Here is a 12595-nt window from a genome sequence, read left to right as displayed (position 1 = left end):
CCGATTTTTTTCTGATTTAAAATTCAGGTCGATATGGATCTCAGTACCCTCAACAAGGAACAGCTCACCGCGGTGCGCCACGGCGAAGGGCCCCTGCTCCTTTTGGCCGGCGCCGGCTCGGGGAAGACCCGGGTCATCACCTGCCGCATCGCCTACCTTCGGCTGCAGCGGGGGGTTCCCGCCGAGCAGATTCTCGCCGTGACCTTCACCAACAAGGCGGCCCGGGAAATGAAGGAGCGGGTCGAGGAACTGGTGGGGCGCAAGAACGTGAAGGGGATGATTATCTCCACCTTCCATTCCCTCTGCGTGCGGATTCTCAAGGAAGACATCGAACGCCTCGGCTACAAGAAGAATTTTTCCATCTACGGCACCGCCGACCAGGGGCGCCTGGTGCGGGACCTGATCCAGGCGCACAGCCTCGACGGGCGCAGGTTCGACGCCGACCGGGTCCTCTTTCTGATCTCCGACGCCAAGAACCGCCTCATCTCCCCCGAGCAGTTCCTGGTTCGCCACCACGACGACTACGAATACCTGGCCGCGGAGATCTATCCCCGCTACCAGAAGGCCCTCAAGGCCTACAACGCCATCGATTTCGACGACATCATCATGCTCACCGTCCGCCTCTTCCGGGAGCACCCCGAGGTGTTGGCCAAGTATCAGCAGCGCTACCGCTATCTCATGGTCGACGAGTACCAGGATACCAACGCCGCCCAGTACCTGCTGCTGCGCTCCCTGGCCCTGGTGCACGGCAACCTGTGCGTGGTCGGGGACGACGACCAGTCGATCTACGGCTGGCGCGGCGCCGATCTCGGCAATATCCTCGGCTTCGAAAAGGATTTCCCCGGGACGACGGTCATCAAGCTCGAGCAGAACTACCGCTCCACCGGCAACATCCTCGCCGCCGCCAACGCGGTGATCAAAAACAATGGCCAGCGCAAGGAAAAGGCGCTGTGGACCTCCGGGGAGAGCGGTCCCCTCGTCGATTACCTGTGCTGCGAAGACGCCGAGGACGAGGCCCGGGAGGTGGTGGAACGGATTCACGGCGCCCGTTTCCGCCACGATCTCGCCTACCGGGACTTTGCCATCCTCTACCGGACCAACGCCCAGTCCCGGGCCTTCGAGGAACAGCTGCGCTACGAGAACATCCCCTACGTCCTCATCGGCGGCCAGCAGTTCTTCGACCGCAAGGAAGTCAAGGACACCGTCGCCTACTTCAAGGTGCTGGTCAACCCCCGGGACGAGGTCAATCTCCTGCGGATCCTCAACTTCCCCAAAAGGGGGATTGGCGAGACGACCGCCGACAGGCTGATCCGCGTCTCGACGGAGGAGCAGCGCCCTCTCTGGGACGTCCTGCGCGACCCGCCGGGGAGCGAGGAGCTGGGGGAGAAGGCCCATCGCGCCCTCGCCGATTTCGTCGCCCTGATGGAGGGGTTCCGGGCGCGTTTTTCTTCCACCGCCGATCTTGCCGCCCTGGGGCGCGAATTCCTCGAAACCCTGCACATCGAGGAGGAGCTCTACCGCACCGCCGACGATCCGAAAAAGGCGCGCCGCCGGGTGGAGAACGTCGGCGAGGTGATCAATGCCCTGGCCTCCTACCAGGAGCGGGACGAGCAGCCGACCCTGGCCGGTTTTCTCTCCAAGGTCTCCCTCCTCGATCGGGACGAGCCGCCGCGGGGGGGGAAGGACGCCAAGCTGGCCCAGGACGCGGTGATCCTCATGAGCCTCCACTCCAGCAAGGGACTCGAATACCCCTATATCTTCCTGGTGGGGATGGAGGAGGGATTCCTCCCCCACCAGAAGTCGGTGGGGGAGCATGTGGATGTCGACGAGGAGAGGCGGCTGTGCTATGTCGGCATCACCCGGGCCCGGCAGGTCCTCACGCTTCTGGGGGCGGCGCGGCGCAAGAAGTACGGCAAGATGCTCCCCCGGGAGCCGAGCCGTTTTCTCGCCGAGATCCCCGCCGAACTTCTCTGCACCCAGCAGAGCAAGGGGCGCCCGGAGGCCTCCCCGGAAGAGGAGGAGGCGATGGCCAGCAATTTTTTCTCCAGCATGAAGTCCCTCCTCGGGGACTAAAGGGGGGCCGGGGCGTCGAACCCGGCGCCCTCGGTCTTTTCCGCAAATTCCTCTCCCCCCATTCCGGCCCGCTTCCAAACACTCCCCCTCCCGTCCCCATCCCCCCTTTTCCCCTGAAAATCCGAAAGCGAGCCGATTTCCGTCGCCGGGAAAAGGGGGGAAATCATAACGGCGTTATAACATTTATAGTAAAAAATACCTTGACCGGCAGGCGGTTGCTGGTAGCATGGCGGCAGGGGATGGGGAGTGTTCTGGCGTCTGTCAACCAAGGAGAGCGGCATGGAAGATCTGTGGAGAATCGGCGACATGGGTTACCGTCTCAACAACCCGGCGGACCGCGCCGAGTACGACAAACTGCGCAAGCGCTTCCGCGAGGAAGAGGAGGCGCTCAATGTAAAAAATCTCCTCTACGGCGACAGCCGCCTGGAGCGTGAACTGCCGAAAAAGGAGCCGGTTTAATTCAGGGAGGGAGGGTCGGGATCCGGGGCGGAGAGGGTCAGGCAATTGCCCTTGCCTGGCGACGGTAGATTGTGATAGATATCGTTCCTGTTTCCTTATATTTCCTGATATCGGAGGCCCCCCGGACTATGGAGATTCAACTTTTGCCCCTCGCGGAAAAAAAGCCTCGCATCGAGGATGAGTCGCAACTGGCATTCGGCAAGCAGTTCACCGACCGGATGTTCGTCATGGAGTACGATGCGGGGAAGGGTTGGCATTCGCCGCGGATCCAGCCCTACGGTCCCTTCGCCATCGACCCGGCGGCGATGGTCTTCCATTACTCCCAGGAGATTTTCGAGGGGCTCAAGGCCTTCCGGCGGCCCGATGGCGCCATCGCTCTCTTCCGTCCCCGGGACAACATCCGCCGTTTCAACCGCAGCGCCACCCGGATGTGCATGCCCGAAGTCGACGAGGATTTCTTTCTCCAGGCGCTGAAGCAACTGGTGAAACTTGAGAGAGACTGGGTCCCCCGCAGCGAAGGGACGAGTCTCTACATCCGGCCGACGATGATCGGCGTCGAGGCGGCTCTTGGCGTCAGGCCGTCGAGCAAGTACCTGTGCTACATCATTCTCTCCCCCGTCGGCGCCTATTACAAGGGGGGCTTAAGCCCCGTCAAGATCTGGATTTCCGACGAATACGTGCGGGTCTCCCCCGGCGGCACCGGCGAAGCCAAGACCGGCGGCAACTACGCCGCCAGCCTGCGCGCCGCCATGGAGGCCACGGAGAAGGGGTTCGATCAGGTTCTCTGGCTCGACGCCGTGCACCGCAAGTATGTGGAAGAGGTCGGCAGCATGAACATCTGCTTCCTCTACGACGGCAAGCTGGTGACTTCCCCCCTCAAGGGGACGATCCTCGACGGCATCACCCGGCGCTCGATCCTCACCCTGGTGCGCGAACTGGGGGTCGAGGTGGAGGAGCGGGCCCTCTCCGTCGACGAGATTCTCGACGGCGCCGAAAGCGGGCGCCTGACCGAGGCCTTCGGCACCGGCACCGCCGTGGTCGTCTCCCCGGTGGGGACGGTCACCTACCGCGATCGCACCGTGGCCATGGGCGGCGGCCAGGCCGGAGAGCTGACCCTGAAACTCTACGAGACCCTCACCGGCATTCAGTGCGGGAAGATCCCCGACCCCCACGGCTGGGTGGAAATTCTCTGAGCTCATTTCTTACGCAAACAAAAAAGCCCCCGTTTATTACGGGGGCTTTTTTTGTTCGATCGAAGAGCGGGTGGGACCCGAGGGGAGAAGGGGCCCGGACTCACCCCGGAGGGGAGTCCGGCAATGGCCGGTTCACCCTGAGGAGCTCGATCTCGTAGATGACCACCTGTTCGGCCAGGGGGCCCCGTTCCCCGAAGGCGAGGTCGGCGGGAATGAAGAGTTGCCAGCGCCCCCCCCTCCCTCATCAGCGGCAGCGCCTCCTGCCAGCCCGGGATGACGTTGGTCAGGGGGAAGGTCGCCGGTTCCTTGCGGCGATAACTGCTGTCGAACTCCGACCCGTCGATCCTGGTGCCGCGGTAGTGCACGGTGACCGCATCCGAGAGGGTCGGGCGCGGCCCGAGTCCCTCCTGAAGAATCCGGTACTGGAGTCCGCTCGGCAGGGTGACGACCCCCTCTTTTTTGCCATTGGCGTCGAGAAAATCCCGCCCCTCTCCCCGGTATCTTTCCAGCTGCGCAAGTCTCTGTCCTTTTTGTTCGGCGTCGATTCTCTGTTTCAGGGTCTTCAGGGTGGTCTCCATCACCTCAGGGGTGATCCGGGGGCCTGACATCCGGAGGGCATCCTCGATTCCCTGCACCAGCGCCGGGGAATCGAGGACGACCCCCTGTCGCTTGAAGTCGCCGCCGATCTGGTAGCCGACACTGTAGTTGATCTGGGCGGTCTCGGTCTTCAGGTCGACCGGTTCGGAGGCCCAGCAGCATCCTCCGGTGAGAGCCAGAACCAGAATCGTTGGTAATCCCTTGTTCATCCCTGTTCCTTTCCTCGGCCAGAAGCGGTGGGGGGCATTGCGTTACATGGGGGTCTGTTCCGTAGGGGCCGGCATGAGACGATGATAGCAAAAAAAATCGCCCGTGCCACCGTTCGAGATCTGCGCCGGCAAGAGCGGCAGCCCCGGCCGGGCTGCCGCTCTTGATCTTCAGGGAGAGGAGGGGTTAGCCCCGGTTGAAACGCCTGCGATAGCCGACGATCCCGGCCAGGCCGAGGCCGAGAAGGAGGAACGTGCCCGGCTCCGGAACCGGCGCCACAGTGACGCTGCCGGCGACATTCACCGGATCGAGGCCGGCATTGCCGAGGTCGAGCTCCCCCGTCAGGGTGAGGGGAGAGGTCCCCAGACCGATTCCGGTGAAGTTCAGCGACGCCAGGGTGAAGCTGCCGGAGAGCGGCTCCGTGAGGACATCCCAGGGAAGAAAAGTGCCGCTGAATGAGATGACGGTCGGATCGACCGTCGGTTCAAAGGTGAAGCCCCCCAGGTAATCGAAGAGAGGATTGAAGGGGTCGGAAGGATCGAGCAGGGAGGTGCTGAAGCTGTCGAAGCCGACGAGGGCCGGATCGAACGTGAGAGCCAGATCGAATCCGAAGAGGGCCTCGGTGCCGGTCAGGACGAGATTGATGTCGACCGGGGCGGTGGTTCCCAGGAAAATCGTCTGGTCCGCCGGGTTGAGACCGACGCTGTAGGCCTGGGCCTGGCCGGGGAGAACCAGAAGGGCGCACAGGCTGAGGATGCTCAGAAACGTCTTCATGCCAAATCTCCTTTCAATGCGGGTTGTCAGCGGGTCAGTCCCAGCTTGCCGACCAGGATCCGGGCGTCGAGCAGGTCGACCTTCTGGTCGAGATTCAGGTCGAAGGCGAGCTTCACCGGTTGCGGGCTGCGGATTTGGGCCAGCAGAAGCGCCAGATCGGCCCGGTCCACGGTGTTGTCGCCGTTGAGGTCCGGGAAGGCGGGATCGTAGCGCACCAGGTAGGGGCGCATCATCTCGTTGTCCTCGTGTTCCAGGATGTGACAGTGCCAGACGTAGAGACCGGCGCGGTCGAAGTGGGCGCGGATGCGGGTGATCTGTCCCGGGTAGTTGAGCGCCGTATCCTTGTACCCTTCCTCGTTGGCTTCGGGCGGCGTGATCGTCCCCGGGATCGGGGCGAAGGTCACCGGATCGAACGCCTGGCGATTGATGACCTGGAAGCGCACCAGGTGCAGGTGGATCGGGTGGGCGTCCATGGTGAGGTTGAAGATCTCCCACTCCTCCGTATCGCCGATAACGGGATTTTCGGTGATCACGTTCATCCACAGCTTCGGAATGCTGACGGGCGCCCCGCTGACCGGATCGGTCCCGAGGACCCCGAGGAGAGCGGCCCTGGGGGCCATGGGGACCCCGCCGGCCGCCGTGCAGTTGGCGAGGAAATTGGGGTCGTTCGGCGTGTTGAAGAGGGTTGTGATGCTGCCGTCGGGGAGCTGCTGCACGCAGAGCTGGCCCGATACCTCTTCGTTGAGGGTGAGCTGCCGCGTGGCGACCGCCGGTCCCACCGCCGGTTCAGCCGGCAGGACCAGGTTCTGCGGTGGGGTGGCGGCGGCATCCGTCGGCTGGGTCAGGGCCGAGTTGACCACGAACTGCATCACCTGCCCGGTGGTCCCCGGGTCGGCCGGCACGTCAGGAAAACCGCCGAAGGGGGCATCGGGTGCGGTGTTGAGGATCCGCACCACGGTGCCGTCGGGGAGACCGGAAAAATCGACGAGGACGTCGGCGCGTTCCGCAGGCCCCATCAGCAACGCCTGCATCGCACCGGGAGCCGGGGCGGGGAGAACCGGGAGGGTCCCGTCGCCGGGGAGCGGCAGGGAGATGCCGGTCTGGAGGAGGACGACCGCCGGGAGGAACCCCTGGTCGCCGCCGATCTGGAAGAAGGGCCTTTCGGCGACCTGAACGTCGCCGGCCATCTGGAAGAGGGAGAGGTTGAGGGTCCGCGAGTTGCACCCGTTAAGAAGGCGCAGGCGGTAAAGAGCGGGCGCCACTTCGAGCTGCGGCCAGGTATTGCCGTTGACCACCATGGTATTGGCGAAGAACTCGGGGTTCCAGATCGGGGCGATGTCCGAGTTTGGGATGAAGGGGATATCGAGCGTCCCCGCACCGGGAATCTGCGGCGGCAGAAGCGGGACGTTGAGCCCCTCGAAGAAGGCGCGGTTGTCGGGGTAGAAGAGGGCGCCGTCGGCGTTGAAGGAGCGGTCCTGGATGACGACGGGGATTTCCCGTATCGCCGCTCGGACACCGGCGTTGAAATTCGGGTCGCCGCCGGCCAGGGTCGGCGCCGGACCGGGAAGGACCCCGTCGTTGGCCGTCGCCGTGGCGACGTTGTCGATGGCCGCATCGCCGTTGGCGCCGCCGCGGATCAGCCAGAACCCGGCCGGTCCGGCATAGACGTTGACCCGGGTGATCCCCAGGGAGTGGTCGTGATACCAGATCGTTGCCGCCGGCTGGTCGTTTTCGTAGGCAAAAAAGGCGGAACCGGGGACGGTGTTGTTGATGTCGTACTGGTCGAAGAGGGTGCCTGTCCTGGCGTAACCGGCCGGGATGTTGCCTGCTGCCGGCAGCCACCAGGCCTCGGGATAGCCGTCGCTCTCGGCGTTGACGTGGGCTCCGTGGACATGGGTGACCATCGGCACCGGCCCCGTGTAGTTGGCTGGGTTCAGGGTCCGGCAGTCGGTGCGGTTGCTGCCGTCCAGGCACCCGGTGGCCGGCGGGTTGGCCCAGTGCAGCGTCTGGTCGATGGGGAAGAGGTGGGGGAGGTAGTTGCCGCCGGCGTCGACCAGGTCATTGATCCAGCGCACCCTGGTCGGAACCCCCGAGGTGTTCTCCACCGTGAAGGCCGGATAGTTGAAGGTCGAGTTCGGCGCCGGGGCCAGGGCCGGGACGGCGTCCTCGGCCAGCCCGTAACTCCACACCGTTGTCGCGCCGAAACCCGCAGGGAGAATCTGCTGCTGGAACTGGCGGACGGCGATATTGTAGTCGGCCGCCGGCTGGGGAGCGGTGTTCAGGGGGCTGGCCGCAGGGCTTTTCGGCATCTGCGGGGGGATGACCAGCGGCGTGACGAATTTGGGGATCGTCGTCGGGTCGAGGGTTCCTCCGGGGAGGGGCTGGGCGGGGAGGAGTGTCGGCAGAAAGAGGGTGAGGGCGACTCCCAAAGCCGGGAGCGACAGGGACCAAGTGACTCGGTGCTTCATGAGTTTATTACCTCCTTTTTTGGTTTATTCAGGCTGTTGACCGTTTCTCTGGCCTTAAGCGATTCGAGCGCCTGCTCACCTCCTTTCCCCGGGTATGATTGTCGAGGGCCGCCGGACGGAGTAAAGTTAGAAAAATTCAACGATTTTGCCGTGAATCAATCAGGTAGCAAAAAAAGTTCCCAGCTTCAACCTGTTGAAAATAAAGGAATATTTTTCAGAGTCCGGGGAGGTGTAAGGAATTCCAACAGGGATTGCCGCCGGGATCCGGGGGGAGGCGTCGAGGAGAGGGGCCGGGGGTGAGGGACGCCTCTCTCCGAGGCAGAGCTGGCGTTTTTTTGGGCATACCTGGCCGCAAGGCGGTGGAAGCCGGATGCAAACTGTTGTATTTACTGCTCCTTGTCCATGGCACGGCGCTTGCTCAGGAGAAGAGAATCGAAATATTTTGCCAAGCCGGGTGACGATGCCGTCCCCACTGGAGGTACGATGATGTACGGATCCTTCCTTCGCCTTTCGGGCCCCGCCGCGCTTGCCTTCCTCCTCCTTCCGGCCCTGGCCCGGGCCGCCGGAAGCGCCGATCCCGGAGATACCGCCTGGATGCTCGTCTCCTCGGCCCTGGTTTTGCTCATGCTTCCGGGGCTCGCCCTCTTTTACGGCGGAATGGTCCGCGCCAAGAACGTCCTCTCCACCACCATGCATATCTTCGCCGCCCTGGCCATCCTCGGCGTCCAGTGGATCGTGGTCGGCTATTCCCTGGCCTTCGGCGGCGCCGGCCCCTGGATCGGCGGATTCGACCAGATGTTTCTCGCCGGGATCACCCCCGAGAGCCTGACCGGAACCATTCCCACCTACGTCTTTGTCATGTTTCAGGGGATGTTCGCCATCATCACCCCGGCGCTGATCGCCGGGGCGGTGGCGGAACGGATGAAGTTTTCCACCTACTGCGTCTTCATCCTGCTCTGGGGGACTCTCGTCTATGACCCCATCGCCCACTGGGTCTGGGGGGAGGGGGGATGGCTCCTGGAAGCCGGCGCCCTCGACTTTGCCGGCGGCACCGTCGTTCATTTCTCCTCGGGGATCACCGCCCTGGTGCTGGCCATCGTCCTCGGCCGGCGCAAGGGGTATCCCCAGGAGCGGATGCCGCCGCACAACCTGCCGATGACCCTTCTCGGCGCCGGTCTCCTCTGGTTCGGCTGGTTCGGATTCAATGCCGGCAGCGCCCTCTCCGCCGGACCCTCCGCCGCCCTGGCCTTCACCACCACCCAGGCCGCCGCGGCCGCCGGAGCTCTCTCCTGGCTGGCCGCCGAGTGGATCCATTCCGGCCGGCCAAGCGCCCTGGGAGCCGCCTCCGGGGTCGTGGCCGGGCTGGTGGTGATCACTCCGGCCGCCGGTTTCGTCACTCCCGCCTGGGCCCTCCTCATGGGGCTGACGGCAGGCCCGATCTGCTTCGCCGGTGTGCTCCTCAAGCACCGGCTCGGATACGACGATTCCCTCGACGCCTTCGGGGTTCACGGGGTCGGCGGCGCCTGGGGGGCTCTGGCCACGGGCCTTTTCGCCACCGTCGGCGCCTCCGGCCTCATTGCCGGCAATCTCCACCAGCTCTGGCTGCAGTTGCTCGGGCTGCTGGCTGCCGGCGTCTACGCGGTGGTCGTCTCCCTGGGGATCATCTACCTCCTTAAAGTCACCCTGGGATTGCGCGTCGAGCCGGACGAGGAGCGGATGGGGCTCGATCAGGCGGCTCATTCGGAGAGCGGCTACAACTTCTGATTTTTTCCTCGGATACCCAGCACGGCACCTCCTAGGGGGTGCCGTTTTTTCGTGTACTCAGGCTACTCGGTCAGAGTAGAGAGCCCTTCAAGGAGGCGGGAAAAATTTCCCTTATGGCCCCTCTTCGGGGCTTCGAACTGGACCCCTATCCGACAAAAACATAAAATATTACAATTACTTATGGGTGTATACGGAATTTGCAACCGTCAATGGGGACTGTTGGCACGCAATGTGCTAAAAATTTCATGCTCCCCGGGCTCTCCGGCACCCGGCCGGGGCAGGGTCAAGGAACTTCTCTCTGGAGGTAAACGGATATGTGTCGTATTGGCGCGATCAAGAGCCTGAACTATGTCCATCCGAGTCAGGCGCTGCTGCTCATGCAGTCGCAGCAGAAGGGGCACGACAATTCCGGTTTCGCCATGGTCATGCACGATCTCGGCGGGATCTTCGAGGGGTACAAACACCTGCCGACCCTGTCGCTGGCCTGCACCGACGAGGGGCTCAAGGTCGCCGAAGACATGCTCCACGCCGCCGGATTCCAGAGGGTGCTGCAGTGGGTCCCCGAGGTCAACGACAAGCCCGGACTCGATATCAACGCCATGCCGAACTACGTCTTCGAGACCTTCGATTATCCGAAGCACATCAAGAAGTCGTCGCAGAAGGAGAAGGAGGAGCTCCTCCTCGACATGCGCCTGAACCTGCGGGCGGCCCTCGAGGACGACGAGATGGGTTTTGTCTACTCCTTCTGGCCCGACGTCGTGACCCTCAAGGAGATCGGCGACCCGCGGGACATCGGCACCTATTTCAATCTCTGGGAGGCGGACAGCAAATTCACCGCCCGGGTGATTACCGCCCAGTGCCGGCAGAACACCAACTACGACATCGTCCGCTATGCGGCTCACCCCTTCTTTCTCCAGGGGTTTACGGCGCTGGCCAACGGCGAGAACACCTTCTATCAGAAGAACAAGGAGTTCCAGCGCAAGCTCCACCGCGGCTATATCGGCTTCGAATCGGACTCCCAGTGCTTTCTCTACACCCTGCACTATGTCCATCGTCAGCTCGGCTGGCCCCTCTCCTACTACAAGCACGTCATCACCCCGCTCCCCTTCGAGGAGATCGGACACCGCGACGACGCCCAGGAGCTGCAGGCGATCCGCCAGTCCCTCTCCCATCTGGAGATCAACGGACCCAACACCATCATCGGCGTCCTCCCCGACAACACCCTCTTCACCTGCTGCGATGCCAAGAAGCTGCGGCCGATCGTCGTCGGACGCTCCAGCGACACGGTGGTCTTCTCCTCGGAGGTCTGCGGCATCAACGAAATCCTCCCCGACCGCGACTGGGAAACGGATATCTATCCCAACGAGCGCGAGATCGTGGTGATCGATAACAACCTGGAGGTTCAGCGATGGAAACAATGAAAATTCACGACATCACGCCGAACGATCTCCCCTGGAAAATCCGTTACGACGCCAGCCGCTGCACCCTCTGCGGCTCCTGCGTCGCCGCCTGTTCCTTCCGCGCCATCGCCCCCAAGGTCGAGCGCCGGCGGATGGTCTTCTCGGAAGGGGATTTCCCCGAGCCCAAGACCCGCTTTTCCGCGATTCCGGTGATTCGCCAGGTCCATTCGATCAAGAACTACTGCCGCGGTTGCGGGATCTGTGAGAAGGTCTGCCCCAACGACGCCATCGGGCCGCTGCGCAACGTCGACAACCGGCACTCCATCGTCACCCGCTGTCTGGCCGGCGACTCCGTCAAGCGCGGCGGCCGCAAAAACCTCGAGAGCACTTCGCGCACCCTCGACCGACTGCGGGTGGGACGCATCTCGCAGATGACCGACCCCTCCCTCGACGCCCAGCGTCACACCTTCGACCTGCTGGCCCCCTTCGGCCGCATCCTGCCGCCGGGCAAGCTCCCCTTTGCCGTCGGCGCCGACGGCAAGCTGCAGACCACCGGGCAGTCGCCGCCGGTGCGCTGGATCTACCCGGTGATCATCGGCGACATGTCCATCGGCGCCCTCTCCTGGCGGATGTGGGAAGGGGTGGCCATGGCCACCGCCTACCTCAACGAGGAGTGCGGGCTGCCGGTGCGCATGTGCTCCGGCGAAGGGGGGGTGCCGGTACGCCTCCTGAAGTCCAAATATCTCAAGTACATGATCCTGCAGATCGCCTCCGGTCACTTCGGCTGGAACCGCATCCTCAAGGCGATGCCGCACATGACCGAGGACCCCGCCGGGGTGCTGATCAAGATCGGCCAGGGGGCCAAGCCGGGCGACGGCGGGCTCCTCATGGCCCAGAAGGTCGCCGAGCACATCCAGGCGATCCGCGGCGTCCCCAAGGCCGACCTCCTCTCCCCCCCCAACCACCAGGGGCTCTATTCCATCGAGGAGAGCGTGCAGAAGATGTTCCTCTCCATGAACGCCGCCTTCAAGTTCCGGGTGCCGGTGGCCATCAAGGTCGCCGCCAGCGCGACTTCGGTGTCCGTCTTCAACAACCTGGTGCGCGACCCCTACAACATCGTCGGCGGCTTCTTCCTCGACGGCATTGACGGCGGCACCGGCGCCGCCCACGAGGTCTCCCTCGATCATACCGGCCACCCCATCGTCTCCAAGCTGCGCGACTGCTACCTCGCCGCCGTGACCCAGGGGCGCCAGGGGCAGATCCCCCTGTGGGCCGCAGGAGGCCTCGGCAAGACCGGAGACCTGGCCGCCGACGCCTTCAAGATGATGTGCCTGGGCGCCAACGGCGTCTTTACCGGCAAGCTGATCCTGCAGATGGCCGGCTGCGTCGGCAACGACATGGGGCGTTGCAACGCCTGCAACACCGGCCTCTGCCCTGCGGGGATCACCACCCAGGAGCCGGCCCTGGCCCATCGCCTCGATCCGGAGAAGGTAGCGCAGAACATCGTCAACTACTATCTGGCCATGGACCAGGAGCTCAAGAAGCTCATGGCCCCCATCGGCAACTCCTCCCTCCCTGTCGGGCGGTCCGACGCCCTGGTCTCCACCGACCGGGCCGTGGCCGAGCGACTGCAGATCCAGTACGTGTGTTAAGGAGGATC

At 63.8% G+C, this 12595-nt stretch carries 9 protein-coding genes; 6 read left to right on the top strand and 3 right to left on the bottom strand.

What is annotated here, in order from left to right; translation table 11 throughout:
* The first annotated feature begins 33 nt into the window (after positions 1–33).
* The 3 genes from DSOUD_RS15170 to DSOUD_RS15160 all read left to right on the top strand — a co-directional run bounded on the left by DSOUD_RS15170 (position 34) and on the right by DSOUD_RS15160 (position 3725).
* Entirely contained in the window at positions 34–2073 is a 2040-nt protein-coding gene (locus tag DSOUD_RS15170) for an ATP-dependent helicase (RefSeq protein ID WP_053551802.1), read from the top strand.
* Between the two features lie 279 nt (positions 2074–2352).
* Positions 2353–2532, top strand: a complete 180-nt coding sequence (locus DSOUD_RS15165) for a hypothetical protein (protein WP_053551801.1) — start codon at positions 2353–2355, stop codon at positions 2530–2532.
* A gap of 128 nt (positions 2533–2660) precedes the next feature.
* Positions 2661–3725 carry a branched-chain amino acid aminotransferase gene (locus tag DSOUD_RS15160; protein WP_053551800.1) on the top strand — a complete coding sequence of 355 codons (1065 nt, stop codon included), beginning with the start codon at positions 2661–2663 and terminating at the stop codon, positions 3723–3725.
* Between the two features lie 2 nt (positions 3726–3727).
* Here the strand turns inward: DSOUD_RS15160 and DSOUD_RS15155 are convergent, their stop codons facing one another.
* The 3 genes from DSOUD_RS15155 to DSOUD_RS15145 form a co-directional block, all read right to left on the bottom strand.
* Positions 3728–4531 (bottom strand): FKBP-type peptidyl-prolyl cis-trans isomerase N-terminal domain-containing protein, encoded by an 804-nt coding sequence (locus DSOUD_RS15155; protein WP_053551799.1) that lies wholly within the window; start codon positions 4529–4531, stop codon positions 3728–3730.
* A gap of 184 nt (positions 4532–4715) precedes the next feature.
* A complete protein-coding gene (locus DSOUD_RS15150; protein WP_053551798.1) occupies positions 4716–5303 on the bottom strand; it encodes a cohesin domain-containing protein in 588 nt (195 codons plus the stop codon).
* A gap of 26 nt (positions 5304–5329) precedes the next feature.
* Positions 5330–7771, bottom strand: a complete 2442-nt coding sequence (locus DSOUD_RS15145; RefSeq protein ID WP_053551797.1) for a multicopper oxidase domain-containing protein — start codon at positions 7769–7771, stop codon at positions 5330–5332.
* 483 nt (positions 7772–8254) lie between these two features.
* Between DSOUD_RS15145 and DSOUD_RS15140 the strand changes: the two genes are divergently transcribed.
* From DSOUD_RS15140 to DSOUD_RS15130, 3 genes are all read left to right on the top strand, one after another.
* Positions 8255–9535 carry an ammonium transporter gene (locus DSOUD_RS15140; RefSeq protein ID WP_269745854.1) on the top strand — a complete coding sequence of 427 codons (1281 nt, stop codon included), beginning with the start codon at positions 8255–8257 and terminating at the stop codon, positions 9533–9535.
* Between the two features lie 314 nt (positions 9536–9849).
* On the top strand, positions 9850–10956 hold the full coding sequence (locus DSOUD_RS15135; protein WP_053551795.1) for a class II glutamine amidotransferase: 1107 nt from the start codon (positions 9850–9852) through the stop codon (positions 10954–10956).
* Positions 10944–12587 carry a glutamate synthase-related protein gene (locus DSOUD_RS15130; RefSeq protein ID WP_053551794.1) on the top strand — a complete coding sequence of 548 codons (1644 nt, stop codon included), beginning with the start codon at positions 10944–10946 and terminating at the stop codon, positions 12585–12587. Before DSOUD_RS15135 ends, DSOUD_RS15130 begins: the two co-directional genes overlap by 13 nt.
* The last annotated feature ends 8 nt before the right edge of the window (positions 12588–12595 follow it).

This window comes from Desulfuromonas soudanensis (assembly GCF_001278055.1).
GTDB classification, from domain to species: domain Bacteria; phylum Desulfobacterota; class Desulfuromonadia; order Desulfuromonadales; family WTL; genus Deferrimonas; species Deferrimonas soudanensis.
Note: the sequence above shows the minus strand (reverse complement) of the source record. Positions and strands in the feature narration are given on the sequence as shown.